Source organism: Bradyrhizobium frederickii, assembly GCF_004570865.1.
GTDB lineage: Bacteria > Pseudomonadota > Alphaproteobacteria > Rhizobiales > Xanthobacteraceae > Bradyrhizobium > Bradyrhizobium frederickii.
The window spans coordinates 63,189-83,265 of the sequence record NZ_SPQS01000008.1; the positions used below are offsets into that span (position 1 = coordinate 63,189).

A 20,077-nucleotide genomic window follows, 5' to 3' on the forward strand; every position below is an offset into this window, starting at 1 on the left:
TCTCCCTATCCTGTCCCTTGCCTGTCAAAGCCGGTAGACGCGCATTGCCGTCGTCTTGAAGATCGCGTCCTGCTGCTCGGCGCTCAGCGGCGCAGCGGCTGCGCGAAACGCATCGACGAGCTCGCGATAGCTGGTCCACAATTTCTCGATCGGAAAATTGGAGCCGAACAGGCAGCGTTCGGCGCCGAAGATCGCGACCGTGTCAGTGACGACGGCGGCGATATGCGCGGGGTCGTTGCGATGGATGAAGGTGCCGAGCCCCGACAGCTTTGAGACCACGTTCGGACAGGCTGCCAGCCGCGCGACGCCGGCGCGCCAGGCTGCGCGGCCGGCGGGCGAGAGGTCCTCGAGCATGCCGGCATGCTGGAGGATGAAGGTCACGTTGGGGCAGGCTTCTGCGAGCGCAGCGGCCTGCGGCATTTGCGGCGTGAACACCTGCAAATCGAAGCTCCACCCATGGTCGGCAAGGTGCGCAATGTTGCGCTGGATCATCGGATCGGCGCAGAGATCGGCGCGGGCCGCAAAGCGGTAGAGCGGGTTCTCGTGCCAGTGCAGCTGCATCCGGACGCCGCGCACGAGGGGATAGCGCTTCAGGCGGTCGAGTTGCGGGCGCACGTCGTCCACGGCGAAATTGGCGTAGGCGACAATGGCATGGGGCCAGCCATGCGCGTCGGCGGTTTGCTGGACCCAGGCGGCTTCGTCCTCGAAGCGGTCGTTGGCCCAGTTGGTCTGGACGTAGACCGAGCGGGTGACGCCGGTACCTTTGAGGTCGTCGAGATATTCCTGGATCGGATAATCGCGCCGGATTGGCTCGTAGGGTCCGAAGATGCGGGGCTGCATCGGGCCGACCAGCCAGGGCAGGTCGGTCTGCCGCCAGATGTGGTGATGCCCGTCGATCATATCGGTCACGCAGCTCTCCTTCGTCCCAGCGCCAGAATGTGCGCGACGATCGACGCGCTCGAGCCGCCGTCGACGAGGTCGTCGACGAAGCGCTCGATGGCCATGAGGGCCTCGGTTTGGGGGCGGAAGCCGGGGCTTGTCGCCAGTGGGGTCAGCCAGCTCACCCGCCAGGCCCGCCGTGACAGCTTTGCGACCGCATCGCGCAGCGCATCGGGCTCGCCGCGCTCCAATCCGTCCGAGATCACGACCACCGCGGCGCCGCGAGCATAGCCGCCGAAGCGGGGCACGGCGAGGAAGGCCTGGAGTGCATCGCCGATGCGGGTGCCGCCGTCCCAGTCGCTGACCAGATGGGCGGCCGCGTTCAGTGCCTGCTCGCGGCGCTTCAGCCGCAACGGACGGGTGACGCGGGTGAGCCGCGTGCCGAAGGTGAACACCTCGACATTGGGCGCAGCCTGCACCAGCGCATGCGCGAGCTTCATGTTCTCCTCGGTGCGGCTCTTCATCGAGCCGGAGACGTCGATCAGCAGCAGCATCTTGCGCGGGCGCTGACGCCGCTTCATGTGGCCGAGCCGCAGGATCTCGCCGTCGCTGCGAACGCTGTCACGCAAGGTGCGGCGGAGATCGGCAAACGGACCGCGGCGGGTCCGCATGCGACGGTGACCGCGCCGTCGCGGCAGGCGTCGTGGAGCCTCGCGCGCCAGGCGGCGCAGTGCGTCGGTCGTGGAGAGTTGCGCGAAGCGGCGCTCGACGAGCGCCTCGGTACGTGTGGCAGTCAGGCCGGATTCATTGGCGTCATCGGACAGCAATGGCTCCTCGTCGCCGCGGCCTTCCTCCTGAAGCCGGACGGTTTCGTCCTCTTCGCCGTTGTCGGCGCGCTCGATAGCCTCGCTGCCGCGGAAGTGCAGATCGAACAGCCGGTCGAAAGTGGTGCGGCGCTCGGGCGGCGGGGCGAGGGTGGCGAGCGCCGCCTGCCTGATATCCTTGAGGTCACGCGGGCCGAGCAGCTCGATCGCGGCGAGGAACGCGGTGGTCTGCTCCGGCGCGACGGCAAAATTGTTGGCACGCAGCAGCGCAACGAAGGAGACGAAGACGCGGGCGGCGCGCGGAAGCCGGGGCTCGGTACTCATGCGGTTGCCTCCGCGAGCATGGCGTCGAGCCGGGGCGAGATGAAGTGCAAATCCTCCTCATCCTTCAATGCCACGCCGATCGACCGCTTGAAGGCGTCGGGCCAGCGCGCGCCGCCCTTGTTGAGGAGCGTCGCGGCTTCGGCCCAGTCGACGGCCTCGGCGATGCCGGGCGCCTTGCTCAGGGGCTCGCGCCGCAATCTTTCCACGGCGGCGACGACGGCGCGGGCCGTGGCCTCGGCGACGCTGGAGGCGCGCATCATGATGATCCGTGCCTCGCGCTCCGCGGTCGGATAGTCGATCCAGTGATAGACACAGCGCCGCCGCAGGGCTTCGTGAAGATCGCGCGTCCGGTTCGAGGTCAGCACGACGACAGGCCGCTCGGCGGCGCGCACGGTGCCACGCTCGGGAATCGAGATCTGGAAGTCCGAGAGGAATTCCAGCAGGAACGCCTCGAACTCCTGGTCGGCGCGGTCGATTTCGTCGATCAGGAGCACAGTCGAATCGGGTGCGCGAAGCACGGCCAGCATGGGACGTTCGATCAGGAAGGCCTCGCCATAGATATCGATGCTCTCGTCCCCAGCCTGGCGGATCGCCAGCATCTGGCGCGGATAGTTCCACTCATAGAGCGCGGCAGAGGCGTCGATGCCCTCGTAGCATTGCAGGCGGATCAGGCGGCGGCCGAGCACGGCAGCGATCGCTTTTGCGGCTTCCGTCTTGCCGACGCCGGGCGCGCCTTCCAGCAGCAGCGGCTTGCCGAGTGCGAGGCCGAGATAGGCGGCGGTCGCAAGTCCCTCGTCGGCGAGGTAATAGGCCGCACGCAGCGCTTTCTCCAGCGCCTCCGGGCTGTCGATACCGACGATGTTGCTGCGGACCGCCACGGCCTAACGTCGCGCCTGCGGCCGCGCGCCACCCTGGGCCTTGATCGCGCGCAGCACCTTTTCGGGCGTGATCGGCAGGTCGTCGATGCGGACGCCGACGGCGTTGAAGATCGCATTCGCAACGGCCGGCAGCACCGGATTGGCGCACATCTCACCAGGTCCCTTGGCCCCGAAGGGGCCATCGGGCGCCGGACGCTCCAGCACCGCGATATCGTGCGGGCAGATGTCGCCGGGGCCGGGCATCAAATATTCGACGAAGTCGCGGGGCCCATGAACGGGATCGGGATAATAGGGCTCCGGGGTCTCGTAGAGCGCATGGCTGACGCCCATCCAGGCGCCGCCGACCAGTTGCTGTTCGACCAGGCGGGGGTTGAGCGCGCGGCCGAGCTCATAGGCGGAATCCATCCGGACCATCGCGACCTCGCCGGTCTCGTCATCGACCTCGACTTCTGCGACGAGACAGGCATGGGCGTAACAGGTCGCCGGCGACATCTCGCCGGTCTCCGGATCGACATCGGAAAGCGGGACCAGAAAGATGCCGCGGCCCGAGATGGTCTTGCCCTGCCTGAACTGCGCGGCAATCGCGACGTCCTTGGTTGAAATCGAACGGTGCGGCGCGCCCTTGACGTGGATGTTGCCGCGCCCGTCGGTCTCGAGGTCGGCGGCGTTGACCTCCAGCTCCTCGGCGGCCGCCTCCATCATCACCCCGCGCGCTTCGCGGGCGGCGGCCATCACCGCATTGCCGACGCGGTGGGTGCCGCGCGAGGCGAACGAGCCCATGCAGTGCGGGCCGGTGTCGGAATCGGCGGTGTCGACATAGACGTCCTCGACGGGAACGCCGAGCGTTTCGGCGCAGATCTGCCGCGTCACCGACTTCATGCCCTGGCCGAGGTCGATCGACGACAACGCGACCGTGAACTTGCCGCTGGGATTGGAGTGAACCAGGGCCTGGCTCGGATCGCCGCCGAGGTTCATGCCGATGGGATAGTTGATCGACGCCATGCCGCGTCCGCGATGCCGGGTCATGTCAGCGTCTCCTGGTCCCGAACACGGATGAGAACCGCGTCGCGCCGTGCGACGGCGCGGCCGGGCGCGGCGGGGGAGGCGGCGGCGCCGGCGGCGCCGGCGGCGGTGGATCGCGCGGCGGCTCCCGTGTCGCGGTCACCGGCGCGCGCTCATAGCTCGTGCGCTGCTGGACCGGCGTCGGCCTTGCGCGCGAAGAATCCGTCGGCGTCGGCGGAATCGCGGCGCGGCTGCCGCCGCCGTCCTTGCGCGAGGAGGCGCGCTTGAACTCGTCGCGGATCGGCCATTTGGCCTTTTCGGCCGCGACCTGGACGCATTCGATGAGAGCCGTGTTCTTCGCCTCGCGTCGATGTGCCTTCATGTCGCCGTCGCGATAGGCGTTGAGGATGCGGAACTCCATCGGATCCATGCCGACGAGATTTGCGAGCTTGTCCATCTGGCACTCGATGGCAAAATCCATCGCGGTGACGCCGAAGCCGCGCATCGCGGTCGCCGGCGTGCGGTTGGTGAAGACGCAATAGACGTCGCCGTAGACGTTGGGGATGGTGTAGGGGCCCGGCAGATGCGCGGCGCATTTCACCGCGGCGTAACTGGACAGCCTTGTATAGGCGCCGCTGTCGAAATAGGCCCGGATCTTGCGCGCGACGATGCGGCCGTCGCGCATGACGCCGTCCTTGATGTAGATGCGCTCGGCGCCGCGCGGCGGGCCGTACTGCATCTCCTCCTCGCGCCCGAACACGTAGCGCACCGGTCGCCCGGTCAGGATGGCGCCGAGAATGGCGAGCGGCTCGGTCAAGGTATCGACCTTGCCGCCAAAGCCACCGCCGACGGTGCCGCCGATGAAGTGGAAGGTGTTGGAGGGCACATCCAGGATCTTGGCGCAGGTGTCGACCGAGAAGAACAGCGCCTGGGTCGAGGTGTAGACGACGTAGCGTCCGTTGGTGTCCGGCGCGGCAATGGCGCCGTTGGTCTCGGTCGGCGCGTGCTCGATCGGCGACATCTGGTAGCGCTGTTCAAGCACGTGATCGGCGGTCGCAAGCGCTGCGTCCGCATCACCGAAGCGCAGGCGCTGATGGTCGTAGACGTCGTGATAAATGAAGGCGTTCTTCGGATAGGTCTCGTTGACCACGGGGGCGCCGGGTTTCAGCGCGTCCTCGACGTCGAACACCGTCGGCAGAGGCTCATAGTCGATCCTGACCTTTGCGATAGCCTCGAACGCTTCCCGCTCGCTGTCGGCGACGATGGCGAGGATCGGCTCGCCCTTGTAGCGCACCTTGTCCACCGCGAGCGAAGGCTCGTCGTCCTTGCCGAAATTGATCAGGCTGAGAAGCGTGTTGAGATTGACCGGAACGTCGGCGCCGCGAATGATCCGGCGGACGCCGGCCGAGCGTTCTGCGTCCGTGGTATCGATGCGGCGCAGCCGTGCATGGGCCTGTGCCGAGCGCACGACCTTCAGGTGCAACATGCCTTGCAGTTGATGGTCGTTAAAATAGCTCGATGTGCCCGTGATGTGCCCGAGCATGTCCTGGCGTTGGGTGCCCTTGCCGATTTCCTTGAGGTTATCGTCGCGCTCGTCGGCGAAGATGTCCTTGCGCAGTTCCAGCATGGCGCGGCGTCCTTCAGGCGCTGACCCGGCCGCCTGCGGCGGCGAGAATGGCATTGATGATCGGCTCATAGCCGGTGCAGCGGCAGATGTTGCCGGAGATGGCCTCCACGACCTCGTCGCGGCTCGGCGAGGGATTGCGGTTGAGCAGGGCCTTTGCGGCCATCAGCATGCCCGGCGTGCAATACCCGCACTGGGCGGCAAAATGGTCGGCAAAGGCACGCTGGAGCGGATGCAGGTTCGGGCCCTGCTTCATGCCGTCGAGCGTTTCGATCGAGCGGCCGGCGACCGTCTCGGCGAGCGTCAGGCAGGACAGGTGCAGCTCGCCGTCGACCAGCACGCTGCAGGTGCCGCAGCCGCCCTGGCCGCAGCCGAATTTCGGCGTCATGTCGCCGATCAGCTCGCGCAGCGCGACCAGCAGATTGGTGCCGCCCTCGACGAAGATCGCGACGTCGCGGCCGTTGTGACGAAATTGAAGCGGAATTTTCGACATGGGCTTTAGTCCTGTCCCGACAGCAGGCGCCGCAGATGGACGCCGACGATCTCGCGGCGATACCAGGCGCTGCCGAGCGCGTTGTCAGATGGCGATGTTCCTTCGGTCGCTGCGGATGCGGCCGCCGCGATGGTGGCGGCATCGAGCGAGCGGCCCTCCAGCGCCCGCTCGGCGGCACGGGCGCGGATCTGCGTCGGTGCCATCGATCCCAGCGCGATGCGAGCGCCCGCGATCCGGCCGCCGCTGATCGGCAGATACGCGGCCAGCGTGATGACCGAGCCGCCCTTCGGTTTGATGCGGGCGATCTTGCGATAGCGGAACGTCTCGGCGCTGCCTGGCCGGGTGCAGGACACCGACAGCACGAGTGTCCCGGCCTGCCGGTCGCGCGCCTGCAGGAACTCCTCGATCGGAATGTCGCGCGCACCAAAGCCGCCTTGCACGGCCACGGTGGCATCGAGCGCCAGCAGCGCGACGGTGAAATCGCCATAGGGAGTTGGCGCAAAGAGGTTGCCGCCGACGGTACCCATGTTGCGCACGGCTGGACCGCCGATCGAGCGGGCAGGAGCATGCAGGAAGGCGAGGTCGCGTTCGGCGAGGATGCGGGCGAAGGTGACGCCGGCACCCAACGTGATGCGCGGACCCGATGCGTCGATCCGGGTGAGGGCCTGATCCTGCGCGCGGACGACGGTCGAGATCGACACGTCGCCCTCGTTCAACGCGCGCATCACCAGCGTGCCGCCGCCGAGATAGCGCGCGCTGCGATCCGAAGACAGCGCGCCGGCCGCTTCGCTGGCGCTTGTAAAGGTCTTGACCGTCACGGCCATGATTATGCGGCCTCCCTTAGGTGTCGGCGGATCGCATCGAATCCGGCTTGATAGATGTCTTCGGCGACCATATGGGTGATGCGGTCCTTGTCCTCGGGCTTCGTGGTGAAGCGGGACTCCCAATGCCAGAAGGTGCGGTCACCGTCGGTGACGGGCAGCAAGCGGACATGGGCGACGTAATTGAACATCGGGATCGGGGTATCGAGCAGGCAATAGCTGAAGGTTTGCTCGAGGTCGGACAGCGCCAGCAGCTGCTCGCGCAGCTCGGAGCCGTCCTTGAGCTTGAAACGCCTGACGCAGCCGACCTTGTCGGAGGACTGCGCGCGCTCGATGGAGGAGGTCGCGACCGCCGGATGCCAGCGATCATGCCCGTTGAAATCGCGCAGCATGGCCCACGCCGCATCGGTCGGCGCGTCCAGAATCGTGCTTTTGACGATATGCGGCACGGCTAGCCCTCTGTTGTTCTCTTCACCTCTCCCCGCGAGCGGGGCGAGGGGGCGCAGTGAGCCTCGATCGAAACAGGTCTGGTCACGTCAGCCTCCGAATACGCGCTTTAGCGCGTCGAACCCACCCTGGAACACGCCGCCGCCGATATTGCCGACGAGCTCGGTCTCGCGCTCCGGCGCGCAGTCGAACTCGGCGGTCCATTCCACGAAGGTCTGGTCGCCGTCGGTGACGGGGGTCAGCCGCAGCGTCGCGACGTAGTTCTCGACGCCCATCGGGGATTCCAGGATCGAATAGGTGCAGAACATGTCGTAGTCGGAGAGGCCCAGGAGCTTCTCGCGGATGCGGTCGCCGTTGCGCAGGCGGAAATCTCTGACGCAACCGATTTTGTCCGAGGGCTCCCCGCCTTCGATGCGGCTTTCGGCGATGGCCGGATGCCAGTTCGGCAGACCGTTGAAATCGCGCACCCGCGCCCAGACGCGGTCGTTGCGGGCGTTGACGACGGTGGAGACATAGACGCGGGCCATGGTGCGACCTCAGCTCTTCTTCCGTTGCCCACGCTCGGTCGGCGGTTCGCCACCCTCGGCCGCAGGCGGGGAGGCGGCCGGCTTGTCGCCGCCGCCGCCGCCGCCGCCCTTGCGTGCGGAATCCTTGATGCCCTGCATGTCGCGCGCCTCGCGGATCAGGCCCGGCATTTTCGAAAGACTGCCGCCCTCGACGCCGATGTCGGCCAGGATCGAGTCGATCAAGGGCGCCTGAACCCGATAGCGCAGCGCGGAATCGATGACCTCGTCGGTGGCGCTGCGGCCGCCATTGCCGTTTCCGTGGCCGTTGAGGCCGTCGACCTGGAGGATGCGGATGCCCTCGATCTTCTCCATCGGCTTGACGCTTTCGCGTACGATGCCCTCGATCCGGTCGAGCAGTTTTCTGCGGAACAGAGAGTAGCGCGCCTGGTCGGTGAGCACGTTCTCGGCCTCGTTGAGCATCCGCTGCGCCTCGGCTTCGACGGCCGCGCGCACGCGCTCGGCCTCCGCGGCGATGCGGGTCTCCTCGGCCTGCTTCTCGGCGAGCAGCACCTCGACGGTCTTGCGGCGTTTTGCGATTTCGCTCTCGCGGGCGGTAATGACGCGCTCGGTCGCTTCCGTCGCCCGCATCCGCGCCTCCTCGGCCATGGCCTTGGCTGCGGATTCTTCCAGCGACTTCTGGTGGATGGCGATCGCCTTCTCCATCAGGACCGTCTCGACCTCCTTTTCGCGGTTGACCTCGAGCTTGCGCAGCTCGCGCTCGCGACCGACGCGAGCCTCGTCGAGGCCGCGGTCGGACGCGATGCGGGCGCGCTCGACCTCTTCGCGGGAGGCGATCTCGGCCTCCTGCAGCGACTGGACGCGGGCGACCTCGAGCTGCTCGATGGCGCGGCGGCGCTCGAGGCGAGCGGCTTCCAGCGCCTGCTCGCGCGAGACGTCCGTGGTCTCGACCTCCTTGCGGGCAACGATCTCGGCCTGCCGGACCTGGCGGTCGGCATCGATCCGCTCCGACTTCTTCGCGGAGAGCGCGATGACGCGGTCTTCGTCGGCAATCTCGATCGCCTTCTTCTGCTCGATGTTGAGCACCTCGCGCTTCTTGGACGAGTTGATGCGCTCGGCTTCGAGCGCGAGATCGACCGTAATGCGTTGGCGCTCGATGGCATCGCGCCGCTTCAGCTCGGCGGCCTCCAGCACGCCGGTGCGCTCGATTTCCAGCGAGCGCGTGTCGCGCTCGGCCTGGATGCGCTCGGCCGCGACGGCCTTCTCCTGGGCGATGCGCGCCGCCTCGATCGCCTCGCGAGAGGCGATGTCGGCTTCCTCGACGGCCCGGTTGCGGGCGATCTCCAGCGAGCGCACGCGCTCCTCCTGGGCGATGCGCGAGGCCTCGGTGGTCTCGCGCGCGGCGATGCCGGCGACTTCGAGGGCCTGGTTGCGCTCGATCTCCAGCTGCCGGGTATTCTGCTCGGCGGCGATGCGCTCGGCGGCGAGCGTCCGTTCGCGGGCGATGCGGGCGGCTTCGACGGCGCGCTGCGCCTCGATTTCGGCCTCCTGGATGGTCCGCACCTGGTGGATCTCCAGCGCGCGGGTACGCTCGTCGGAGGAGATGCGCTCGACGTTGACGATCAAGGTCTGGGCGATGCGTGCCTTTTCGGTGGCCTCGCGGGCGGCGATCTCGGCCTCGTCGACGGCACGGGTGCGTTCGATCTCGCGGCGCCTGGTCTCCTCCTCGTTGGCGATGCGGGCATCGGTGACGACGCGGTCCTGCTGGATGCGGGCTTTCTCGATCGCCTCGCGGGCCGCGATCTCGGCTTCCTCCACGGTGCGCATCCGCTCGATCTCGCGCTGGCGGACTTCGCGTTCCGACGCAATCCGCGTCGTATCGATCGCGCGCTGGTTGGCGATCCGGGTCTTCTCGATCTCCTCGCGCGCCAGCAGCTCCTTCTCCTCGATGGTGCGGGTGCGCTCGATCTCCTTCTGGCGAGTCTCGCGCTCGGAGGCGATTCGGGCCTCCGCGATCGCCTGCTCATTGGCGATCCGCGCACGTTCGATCGCCTCGCGCGCCGAGATGTGGGCCTGCTCGGCCTCGGTCTCGCGCAGCGCGCGCTCGCGGGCGACTTCCGTGCGCTGGAGTGCGCGGCGCATTTCGATGTCGCGTTCCTGCTCCAGCCGCGCGGTCTCGCTCTCGCGCTCGATGTCGAGCGCCTGACGTTCGGCCTCCAGATTGCGAGTGCGGATCTTGATCATCGAGTCCTGCTCGATGTCGTTGCGCAGCTTGCGCCGGGCCTCGATGTCCTCCATCAAGCGGGTCAAGCCTTCGGCGTCGAACCGGTTCGAGGGGTTGAAGAATTCGAGGTCGGTCTGGTCGAGATCGGTGATGGCGACCGATTCCAGTTCGAGACCGTTCTGGGCGAGGGCTTCTGCCGCATTGGTCTTGACCCGCTCGACATAGTCGCCGCGCCGCTCATGCATCTCCTCCAGGGTCATTTCCGAAGCGACCGAGCGGATCGCAGAGATGAACTTGCCGGCCAGCAGCGCGTGCAACTGCTCCGGTTCCATGGTGCGGCGGCCGAGCGTCGCGGCCGCGATCGAGACGGCTTCACGGGTCGCCCGGACGCGGACGTAGAAGTCGGCCTCGATGTCGACCCGCATGCGATCGCGGGTAATGACCGCATCCTGCTTGGAACGCACGATGCCCATCGGCAGCACGTTCATGTTGACGGAGGTGTAGTCGTGGATGAAGGGCAGCACGAAGGCGCCACCGTTGATCACCACGCGCTCGCCGAGGAAGCCGGTCCGGACGAACGACACCTCCTTGGATGAGCGGTGGTAGAGCCAGTTGACGATGTAGACGCCGACTACGATGACGACGACTGCGACGATCAGCCAGAGGATGAGCTCGCCGACCAGGATCCCTGACATGTTTCTCTCCCTCGATCGTTCCGGCGTTATCGCGCGCCGATCGCCTTGAATTTGCGTACCTGGTCCGTCAAGGCTCGCTCGACCGGCAGCCGCTCCATCGAAGAGGCGCCGTAGAAGCCGTGGCAGTAGCGGGTGTTCTTCATGATGAAATCGGCATCCGCGGGATCCGCGATCGGACCGCCATGAGCGAGCACCAGGATATCGGGATTGACGCTGAGCGCGGCGGAGGCCCAGATGTCGATGCGCTCCGGGCAGTCCTTCAGCTTTGCTGCGGTCTGCGCCCCGATCGTGCCGCCGGTCGTGAGGCCGAGATGGCAGACGATGATATCGGCGCCGGCGATCGCCATCGCGGCGGCTTCCTTCTCGCTGAAGACGTAAGGCGTCGTCAGGAGGTCCTTCTCGCGCGCCTTGGCGATCATGTCGATCTCCAGCGCGTAGGACATGCCGGTCTCTTCGAGGTTGGCGCGGAAGACGCCGTCGATTAGACCGACTGTCGGAAAATTCTGCACGCCGGCAAAGCCGAGCATCTTTAACTGGTCTAGAAAGACGTCCATGTCGCGGAACGGGTCGGTGCCGTTGACGCCGGCGAGCACGGGCGTCTTGCTGACCACGGGCAGTACTTCGCCGGCCATCTCCAGCACGATGGCGTTGGCGTCGCCGTAAGCCATCAGCCCCGCCAGCGAGCCGCGACCGGCCATGCGATAGCGGCCGGAATTGTAGATGACGATGAGGTCGACGCCGCCGGCCTCCTCGCACTTGGCCGACAGGCCGGTGCCGGCGCCGCCGCCGACGATCGGCTCGCCGCGCCTCGCCATCTCGTGGAATCGTTTCAGGAGTGCAGCGCGTTCAAACCGGGCCATCGGTCACCTCGCTAGTCTCCGCCGCGCCCCGGTGCGGCCGAACAGGGTTCGGAATGCACTGACGATGGCGGCGGCGAAATCGGGATCGTTGATGTTCTTGGGGATGCGGATGAGCCGGCGGCTGCTGGTCTGCCGCACATCGCGCTCCAGCGCGCGGAACAGGGCGGCGTCGGCGTCCGGATCCCAGAATGGCTGGCCCCGCGCGTCGAGTGCGGAGACGCCGCCCTCGGGCAGGAAGAAGCGCACCGGCCCATCCATCTGGTTGAGCCGCTCGGCGATCCAGCGGCCCATGCGCTCATTCTCTTCGACAGTCGTCCGCATCAGCGTTACCTGCGGGTTATGGACGTGGAATTTGCGGCCGCGATACCGCTCCGGGATGGTGTCGGGCGCGCCGAAATTGACCATGTCGAGCGCGCCGACCGAGCCGACATAGGGCAGGCGGGTGCGGACGATCGCGCCGAAGCGATCCTCGGTGGCGGGAAACACGCCGCCCATCAGCAAGTCGCAGATTTCGGTTGTCGTAATATCGATGACACCCGCGAGCTGGCCGGATTCGACGAGCTTCTCCATCGAGCGGCCGCCGACGCCCGTGGCGTGGAAGACGAGACATTCGAAGTCCTCGCCCAGATCTGCGGCGATCTTCTGGACCGCCGGGGTCGTCACGCCGAACATGGTGATGCCGACCGCAGGCAGTCCTTCGCTGGTGGCGCGCTGCCTGGCCTCGCGCTGATCGAGGCGTGCCTTAACCATGCCTGCGATCGCATTGGCGCCGTTCGACAGCACTGCACGCGAGATCGAGTTCAGTCCCTGAATGTCGGTGACCGAGTGCATCATGGTGATGTCGGCGGGGCCGACATAGGGCCCGACATCGCCAGAGGCGACGGATGATATGATCAGTTTGGGCACGCCGACCGGCAGGGTGCGCATGCCCGGGGCAACCAGCGAGGCCGCGCCCGAGCCGCCGGCGGAGATCACGCCGGCGACATTGCCCTGGCGCCGCAGCCAGCTGGCGAACGCGTCCGCCATCGCCGTCACGGCCGCGCCGCGGTCGGCGCCGAACACCGCAGCCCCGCCGCGGCCGTGGTTCAGCGCGATCTCCTGCGCCGAGACATCGCAGCTGGAGTGCTTGCCGCTGGTGGAGACGTCGACCAGCCGGGTGCGCAGGCCGCTTTCGGCGATGATATCGCGGATGAAGCGGAGTTCCGTCCCCTTGGTGTCGAGCGTGCCGACGACCAGCACGACCGGCGGCCCTGACGACTGGGACGTCACCGGCTCGCGCTTGCGCCGTGCCGTCTCGTCGAGGCGCGATATTTGCGTCGAAAGCGTGCGTGCCGCCGCTTCGATCCGTGCGATCGGCGCGGGTTGGGACCAGCGTGTCGGCGGTGTCGGGTTGGAGATGTAGATCCGGATCGGGCCGCTCGGTCGGGTGGCCTGCGGCGCCGACTTCGCCTCGGAGCCCGGAGCCGGCACGTCGAGATCCGGCGTAAGCTCGGCATGCAAGCCGACGCCGAGCAGCCGCTGCTGCAACTCGCGGTCGGCGGCGAGCCGCGCCGAGTCGATGATGCGGTTGATGCGGCCGTTGACCATGATCGCGACATTGCGCGAGATCGCGGTCGCCACGCCGATGTTCTGCTCGATCAGGAGCACGGACATGTCGCCGTCCTCACCCAACCGCAGCAGCATCTCCTCGACCTGTGCGACGATGACGGGCGCGAGTCCTTCGGTCGGTTCGTCCATGACCAGCAGTTGCGGGTTGGTCAGCAGCGCGCGCGCGATCGCCAGCATCTGCTGCTCGCCGCCGGAGAGCTGGCCGCCGCCATGGTCCTTGCGCTCGGCGAGGCGCGGAAAGGTGTCGTAGATGCGCTCGACGGTCCAGGCACCGGACCGCATCCCGCCGGCAAGTCGGAGATGCTCGTCCACGCTGAGCGAGCGCCAGAGCCGGCGGCCCTGCGGCACATAGCCGACGCCGAGGCGCGCGATGTGAGCCGGCGGCCGCCGCGTGATGTCCTCGCCGCGGACCCGGATCGAGCCGCCGCTGACCGGTACGAGGCCCATGATGGCCTTGCACAGCGTGGTCTTGCCCATGCCGTTGCGGCCGACGACGGAGAACACGCCGCTCTCCAGCGTGAGATCGACGCCCTGGAGCGCATGCGAATGGCCGTAATAGACGTCGAGGCCGCGGACCTCGAGCGCAACGGTAGCGCGGCGGGCCTCATTCATGGCCGCCTCCGAGATATAGCTCCTGCACTTCAGGATCGGACTGTATCTCTTCCGGCAGGCCTTCCTTGAAGATGCGGCCGTTGTGCATCATCGTCACGCTCTCGACGACGCGCAGCGCCACGTCCATGTCGTGCTCGATGATGATGTAGCCGATATGGGCCGGCAGCGAGGTCAGGATCTCGATCAGCTCGGCGCGCTCGGTCGGCGAGAGGCCTGCGGCCGGCTCGTCGAACAGCACGAAGCGCGGGGCGCCGGCGAGCGCCAGTGCGATCTCGAGCTGGCGCTGCTGCCCGTGCGCGAGCTCGGCGACGCGCTGGTCCTTGACCGCAGTCAGATGCACGGCCTGCACCAGATTGTCGGCGGCGTGCATCAGCGCGTCGTTCGGGCCGGGGCGCAGGAACGAGAACCGTCCGCGCGAGACGCCGCGGCAGGCGAGGTAGACGTTGTCCTGCACGGTGAGGCCGGGAAACAGCGCTGAAATCTGATAGGTGCGCCGCAGCCCCCGGCGGATGCGCTCGTAGGGCGGGAAATGCGTGACGTCTTCGCCGAAGAAGCGGATCGTGCCTGATGTCGGCGGGAAGTCGCCGGTGATGCAGTTGAACAGCGTGGTCTTGCCGGCACCGTTGGAGCCGAGCACCGCGCGGCGTTCGCCGGGACGCACGGTGATGGTGACGTCGGTCAAGGCCGCCAGCGCCCCGAATAGCCGCGTCACGCCGCGCAGTTCCAGCGCTGCGCCGGCGCCGACAGCGGAGAGGCGCTGGGCGACGCTATCCATGGCCGCGCCCTCCGCCTTGGCGGTTCGCCTCGCCAAGCTGGCTCTGGCGCCAGCGCTGCCAGAGGCCGATCACGCCGTCCGACGACCAGAACACGATGGCGAGGAAGCCGAGGCCGATCAACAGGCGGAAACGGTTGCCGTCGAGCCCGATCTTGACGAGGAAGTCGAGCGCGAAGGTGCGCAGCAGCACGAAGACCAGCGCGCCGATATAGGGACCGACCGGGCGGGTGATGCCGCCGACGACGGCGATGATGAGGATGTCGATGCAGGCGCCGACGCTGACCGAGCCGGGCGAGATCTGGCGGTAGTTCCAGACCTGGAGCACACCTGCAAGGCCCGCGATGAAGGACGCCACCGCATAGGCCGCGACGCGGTGGGCATTGACGTTGAAGCCCAGCGCGGACATGCGGCGCGGATTGTCGCGCACGCCCTGGAGGGCGAGACCGAATGGCGCACGGGAAATGTAGTCGACGGCAAAATAGCAGAGCCCGGCTGTCGCAAGCACGACATAGTAGAAGGGAATGTCCGCCCGCCAGTCGACACCCCAGAAACGCGGCGTCGAGACGTTGTTGATGCCGGTGTGGCCGTTGAAGATCGCCCAGTTCTGGTTGGTGAAGTAGTAGAACGCGGCGCCGATCGCCAGCGTGATCATGATGGTGTAGATGCCCTCGGTGCGCACCGCCAGCGCGCCGCCGAGCGTGCCGAACATGACTGCGAGCGTCAGCGCCATCGGCACCGCCAGCCACCACGGCCAGCCGAGGCTGATATTGGCGTTGCCGCTGACACCGAACACCGCGACCATGTAAGCGCAAAAGCCCGCGATGCTGAGCTGCATCAGGCTGACCATGCCGCCATATCCGGCCAGGAACATCAGGCTGAGCGCGACGGTGCCGAGGATCAAGGTGGTCGCAAAGATCTCGATCAGGAAGAAGCCGTTGGCGATCAGCGGCATGATCAGCAGGATGGCCGCCACGATCCAGGCCGCGGGATTGTTGATATCGGGCCAGCCGCGCGCAGCCGGTCGTTCCACCGTTGACGCGGGCCTGTGAACCTGAACGCTGACGTCGTGAGTGACGGACATCTCAGCGCCTCGCCAGCAGGCCCTGCGGCCGAAGCGCCAGCACCAGCACCATGATCAGGAAGGTCACGACGATGGCGTAGGTGGGGATGTAGACCGAGCCGAGCTGCTCGGCGAGGCCGATGATCAGCGCGCCGAGCGCGGCGCCGGGAATCGAGCCCATGCCACCAACGATCACGACGACGAGCGAGGCGAGCAGGAAGCGGATGTCCTCGCCGGGCGAGAGCGACTGGAAAGTGCCGCCGACCACGCCGGCGATGCCGGCAAGCCCGGCGCCGAGTGCAAAGACGAGCACGAAGACGACCTGGATGCGGACGCCGGTCGCGGCGAGGATGTCGCGGTCGTCGACGCCGGCGCGGATGATCATGCCGATCCGGGTGCGGTTGAGCGCGAGCCACATCGCGATGCCGATGGCGACGGAGGCCAGGAAGATCACGAGCCGGACCAGCGGATAGCGCAGGTAGACCGGCTCCCCCGAGGATTTCACCGCGGTGAGCAGCGGCAGCTCGATCGGGCCGATCAGCCAGTTCGGGGTCTGGATCTGGTAGAAGTCGCCGCCGCAGGCCCACAGCATCAGATCAGCGAACACGATCGAGAGCCCGATCGTCACCATGGTCTGGCGCAGATCCTGGCCCTCCATGCGGCGGAACACGAGAACCTGGAGTAGCACGCCGACCAGCGCGGTCAGGACGAAGGCGACGATGAACGACAGGACCCAGGAGCCGGTGGAGGCGCTGATAGCGTAGCCGACATAGCCGCCGAACAAATAGAGCGAGCCGTGCGCGAGGTTGACGTTGCGCATCAGGCCGAAGATCAGCGTGAAGCCGCTGGCGACGAGGAAATACAGACCTCCCAGCGTGATGCCGTTGAAGACCGCGTTGAGGAACACCCGCTTGCGGCCGACGGCCTCTTCGAGGCCCGGCGGCCACACGGCGAAGATCAGCCACAGTGCCACCGCGACCGCGATGATGACGATCAATGCCCAGGCGGGATGGCGCTCGATGAAGCGGGTCATGATCGCCGCTCCGTCTCCACGTCAATCCGACCCTCTCCCTGCAAGCGAGGTGAGGGGGCGCGCAGACCGTCACCGGCTGCAAGCCCTGCCATGTACGTGTGCTCCCTGTCGACCGCGATCCTCTTGTCGGGACCGCGTTCCGCACATCCTAATGGGGCTGACGGGGGCGCATTTGATCGTGAGTATCTTTTCGCGCGCCCGTCAGGCGCGCAAAACCTTGGCGGCGCGGCGATAATCGGTCGGGGCCATCCCGACATTGGCGGCGAAAAAACGCGTGAAACCGCTTTGCGAGGAGAAGCCGAGATCGAAGCCGATATCGGCGATCGGCGCCTCGCTCGCCACCAGTGCCTCCAGCGCCTGCTCCATCATCAGCGTGTTGAGATAGAGGTGCGGCGTGACGCCGGTCTGGGTGCGGAACAGCCGGTAGAAATGCGGTCGCGACAGGCCGGATTCGCGCGCGATGGTGTCGAGCTCGATCTCGGCGCCCGGACTTTCCGACATCATCTTGATGCACTTGCGCACGCGAAAATCGGTGACGGAGCCGTTCGCGCGCGGATCGCGCGCGGTCTCCGCCTGTTGCCAGCTCTCGTCGTAGCAGATGTCGATCAGCCTTCTCAGCTCGCCATCGAGGCTATTGAGCGAGGGTGCGCCGCACACGAGGGCGGCTGCGTGCCTGATATGCTTGTCCAGCGCGACCGACCTCGTGAACTGGGTGCGGCCGAAGCGCAACCGGTCTGTGCCGGGCGCGTCGGGGGCAAACCACTCGGCATTGACGTAGAGCACGAAGAAAACGGCGCCGCCTTCGAGGTCGGACGGCAGAAAATTATGCGGTTCCCATGGATTGACCGCGACGACGGAACCTTCGGTGAGATCGTAACGTCCGTCGCTGACATCGATGCATGCGGGACGCCCCCCGACATGGAAGATCAAATGACCTTCACGATGCGCGTGGATGTTGAAAGGGCGGTTCAACTGATAGACCGTCGCCCGGCCGAAGCGGCCGTGGAAGACGGCGAGCGCCCGGCTCATGCCTTCCCTCCCAGAAGCTCTTCTTTTTTTCGATAGCGTTCAACAACCGGGGAGAGAATGCAAGTGCGCACGCGTCGCGCCCCTTACAAATCTCTCCCCGGTCAGTCATCGCCCGCAACGGGACTACGTCAGTACTTCTTACATTCCGGTACTGTACGGCTTGGCAAACCGATCTTTGCGAACACTGCAGGGTCATAGCCCAGCGTCTGGTTGACGTTGGGAATCACCTTCACGACCTTCGAGAACAGCGCGCCCTTGCCGTCGTCGACGACTTCGGTGACGAAGTTTGTGCCGATCGCCTGTCGGTTGGAGTCGAGCTTGATCTTGCCGTTAGGCGCGTCGATCTCGATCTTGGCGAGGGCTTCCTTGTACTTGGCCTGGTTGTTGGAGAGATCGCCATTGACCTGACGCAGCGCCAGGATCAGCGCCATGGTCGAGTCGTAATAGTTGGTGGCGAGCAGCGACGGGCTCGGGAAGCGCTTGTTGGGCGGGAAGGCGTCCTGATAGGCCTTCACGAATTTCTGCCAGCCCGGATCCTCCCAGGTGTCGGCCTGGCCGCTCGCCGCGATGGTGCCGATCAGAGCGTTCTTGGCGTTGCCCTTGGACGACAGGATGGTCTGGTCGATCATGATGGAACCGCCCATCAGATGCGCCTTGCCGCCGGCCTGCTGGTACTGGTTGAGGAAGTTGACGGCGTCGGCGCCGCCGAGGCCCAGATAGATCGCATCGACATCATCGGGCAGCGCCGCGATGACCGAGGCAAAGTCCTTGGTGCCGAGCGGCACCCATTGCCGGTTGGTGACCTGTCCGCCGGCGCCGCAGAATTCGAGCACGAGGCCGAACACCTGTGTGTAGATGAAGGAATAGTCCTCGCCGACGGTCGCGATCTTGCGATACTTCTTCTCGTCATAGGCGTATTTGCCGAGGCCCACCTGCCACTGCGCACCGTCCATGTTGTAACGGAAGAAGTTCGGGGCGGGATCGACATAGGTCGTTTCCTGGGCGCCCGAAGCGGCGTTGATGAAGGTCAGCTCCGGATGAGTCTTTGCGAAATTCTTGACGGCGATGCCTTCGTCACCAGACAGCGGAGACAGCAGGATCTGCACCTTGTCCTGCTCGATCAGCTTTCGCACGGCACGGACCGCTGAGTCGGGCGTCGCGTCCGTGGAGGCGATGATGAATTCGAGCTCCTTGTCGCCGACCTTCTTGCCCAGCACGTTGAGCGCGGTCTGGTGGCCGCGGATGCCGTCCTCGCCGAGCACGGTGTAGGTGCCTTCGAGGGTCGCGGTGACGCCGACCTTGATCTTCTCCTGGGCGATTGCTGCGCCCGAAAGAAACAAGCTGCTCAGCGCGAGCAGTCCCACACTGCATTTCAACATTATGCTCCTCCCTGTGTCGCCGCTTTATTGCCGCGCGACGCCCGTGGCTCTCGAACGGCCCGCGGCTTTGGAGGGAAGCTAGCCGAAGTCGGATGCGGGTGCCTGCGTGAGCGCCTCGTCCGGTTTGACGGGCAGTCTCATTTTTGAATGCTGCGGCGCAAGTTGTTTTGCAGTGCAAGCGACGACCGGGCTGTGCCTCGATGCACCCGCGGTCCTCGGCATCTCACACCCAGCCGCCATCCACGATGTAGTGCTGGGCGGTGCAGGCGGAGGCCTCGTCGGACGCAAGAAAGACGGTGAATTTGGCAACCTCGTCCGGCATGAGCCTGCGCTTCAGGCATTGTCGCTGCTGCAGCTCGATCTCGCCGGCCGGCGTCATCCATTTCTCGAGCTGCCGCTCGGTCATGATCCAGCCCGGCGCGATCGCGTTGACGCGGATGTTGTAAGGGCCGTAGTCGCGCGCCAAGGAGCGCGTGAGACCGATGACGCCCGATTTGCTGGCCGTGTACGCAGCCATGCCGCCCTGTCCGGCGATCCACGACACTGATCCGAAATTGATGATGGCGCCGGCATTCGCCGCCTTCATGTCCGGCAACACGGCCTGTGACGCAAAGAACTGGTGCTTCAGATTCACTGCGATGCGGTCGTCCCAATAGTCCGGGGTCATCTCCTCGGTGTTGTGCCGTTCGTCATGCGCGGCATTGTTGATCAGGATATTGATAGGCCCATGAGCCTTGCGTGCCTCGACGACGCCGACACGGAGCGCGGGGATGTCGGTGAGGTCGATGTGCTGGAAATGCGCGGCCATGCCCTGGTCGGACAGCTCACGCGCCAGTCGCTGTCCCTCGTCGACCTTGATGTCGAAGAACACCACCTTGGATTTCTGCTCCGCGAAGCGCCGCACGATCGCAGCGCCGATTCCCGCTGCACCTCCGGTGACGAGCACGACCTTGCCGGCGAGGTCGGAATAGATGGCAGCCATGGGC

18 protein-coding genes are annotated in these 20,077 nt (G+C 66.4%); all 18 read right to left on the reverse strand.

The window, feature by feature from the left end; all coding sequences use genetic code 11:
- Positions 1-24: 24 nt before the first annotated feature.
- The 18 genes from E4K64_RS15475 to E4K64_RS15560 all read right to left on the reverse strand — a co-directional run bounded on the left by E4K64_RS15475 (position 25) and on the right by E4K64_RS15560 (position 20,073).
- Positions 25-909 (reverse strand): amidohydrolase family protein, encoded by an 885-nt coding sequence (locus E4K64_RS15475; RefSeq protein WP_135164300.1) that lies wholly within the window; start codon positions 907-909, stop codon positions 25-27.
- Positions 906-2,027 carry a vWA domain-containing protein gene (locus E4K64_RS15480; RefSeq protein ID WP_135164301.1) on the reverse strand — a complete coding sequence of 374 codons (1,122 nt, stop codon included), beginning with the start codon at positions 2,025-2,027 and terminating at the stop codon, positions 906-908. Before E4K64_RS15480 ends, E4K64_RS15475 begins: the two co-directional genes overlap by 4 nt.
- Positions 2,024-2,905 (reverse strand): AAA family ATPase, encoded by an 882-nt coding sequence (locus E4K64_RS15485; protein ID WP_126258215.1) that lies wholly within the window; start codon positions 2,903-2,905, stop codon positions 2,024-2,026. Before E4K64_RS15485 ends, E4K64_RS15480 begins: the two co-directional genes overlap by 4 nt.
- 3 nt (positions 2,906-2,908) lie before the next feature.
- Positions 2,909-3,931, reverse strand: a complete 1,023-nt coding sequence (locus E4K64_RS15490) for a xanthine dehydrogenase family protein molybdopterin-binding subunit (protein ID WP_126258216.1) — start codon at positions 3,929-3,931, stop codon at positions 2,909-2,911.
- Between the two features lies 1 nt (position 3,932).
- Positions 3,933-5,534 (reverse strand): xanthine dehydrogenase family protein molybdopterin-binding subunit, encoded by a 1,602-nt coding sequence (locus E4K64_RS15495; RefSeq protein ID WP_135164302.1) that lies wholly within the window; start codon positions 5,532-5,534, stop codon positions 3,933-3,935.
- 13 nt (positions 5,535-5,547) lie between these two features.
- Positions 5,548-6,024 carry a (2Fe-2S)-binding protein gene (locus E4K64_RS15500; protein ID WP_135164303.1) on the reverse strand — a complete coding sequence of 159 codons (477 nt, stop codon included), beginning with the start codon at positions 6,022-6,024 and terminating at the stop codon, positions 5,548-5,550.
- A 5-nt stretch (positions 6,025-6,029) separates the two neighbouring features.
- Positions 6,030-6,848 (reverse strand): FAD binding domain-containing protein, encoded by an 819-nt coding sequence (locus E4K64_RS15505; protein ID WP_126258219.1) that lies wholly within the window; start codon positions 6,846-6,848, stop codon positions 6,030-6,032.
- A gap of 2 nt (positions 6,849-6,850) precedes the next feature.
- Complete coding sequence (locus E4K64_RS15510; protein ID WP_135164304.1) at positions 6,851-7,294, reverse strand: SRPBCC family protein; 444 nt, start codon at positions 7,292-7,294, stop codon at positions 6,851-6,853.
- Positions 7,295-7,381: 87 nt separating this feature from the next.
- Positions 7,382-7,819, reverse strand: a complete 438-nt coding sequence (locus tag E4K64_RS15515; protein WP_080134478.1) for an SRPBCC family protein — start codon at positions 7,817-7,819, stop codon at positions 7,382-7,384.
- A gap of 9 nt (positions 7,820-7,828) precedes the next feature.
- Positions 7,829-10,735, reverse strand: a complete 2,907-nt coding sequence (locus E4K64_RS15520) for a flotillin family protein (RefSeq protein ID WP_135164305.1) — start codon at positions 10,733-10,735, stop codon at positions 7,829-7,831.
- A 26-nt stretch (positions 10,736-10,761) separates the two neighbouring features.
- Positions 10,762-11,595 (reverse strand): phosphoenolpyruvate hydrolase family protein, encoded by an 834-nt coding sequence (locus E4K64_RS15525; protein WP_135164306.1) that lies wholly within the window; start codon positions 11,593-11,595, stop codon positions 10,762-10,764.
- Between the two features lie 3 nt (positions 11,596-11,598).
- The gene (locus E4K64_RS15530) at positions 11,599-13,815 is read right to left on the reverse strand and encodes an ABC transporter permease (protein WP_135164307.1); all 2,217 of its coding nucleotides are present in this window, start codon (positions 13,813-13,815) and stop codon (positions 11,599-11,601) included.
- A complete protein-coding gene (locus E4K64_RS15535; protein ID WP_126258225.1) occupies positions 13,808-14,590 on the reverse strand; it encodes an ABC transporter ATP-binding protein in 783 nt (260 codons plus the stop codon). The genes E4K64_RS15530 and E4K64_RS15535 overlap by 8 nt, the downstream gene beginning before the upstream one ends.
- Entirely contained in the window at positions 14,583-15,671 is a 1,089-nt protein-coding gene (locus E4K64_RS15540; RefSeq protein WP_135164308.1) for a branched-chain amino acid ABC transporter permease, read from the reverse strand. Before E4K64_RS15540 ends, E4K64_RS15535 begins: the two co-directional genes overlap by 8 nt.
- A 1-nt stretch (position 15,672) precedes the next feature.
- The gene (locus E4K64_RS15545; protein WP_135164309.1) at positions 15,673-16,683 is read right to left on the reverse strand and encodes a branched-chain amino acid ABC transporter permease; all 1,011 of its coding nucleotides are present in this window, start codon (positions 16,681-16,683) and stop codon (positions 15,673-15,675) included.
- 201 nt (positions 16,684-16,884) lie between these two features.
- On the reverse strand, positions 16,885-17,712 hold the full coding sequence (locus E4K64_RS15550) for a helix-turn-helix transcriptional regulator (RefSeq protein ID WP_126258228.1): 828 nt from the start codon (positions 17,710-17,712) through the stop codon (positions 16,885-16,887).
- Positions 17,713-17,840: 128 nt separating this feature from the next.
- Positions 17,841-19,091 (reverse strand): ABC transporter substrate-binding protein, encoded by a 1,251-nt coding sequence (locus E4K64_RS15555; RefSeq protein ID WP_135164310.1) that lies wholly within the window; start codon positions 19,089-19,091, stop codon positions 17,841-17,843.
- 223 nt (positions 19,092-19,314) lie between these two features.
- Positions 19,315-20,073 (reverse strand): SDR family NAD(P)-dependent oxidoreductase, encoded by a 759-nt coding sequence (locus E4K64_RS15560; protein ID WP_135164311.1) that lies wholly within the window; start codon positions 20,071-20,073, stop codon positions 19,315-19,317.
- Positions 20,074-20,077 lie beyond the last annotated feature (4 nt).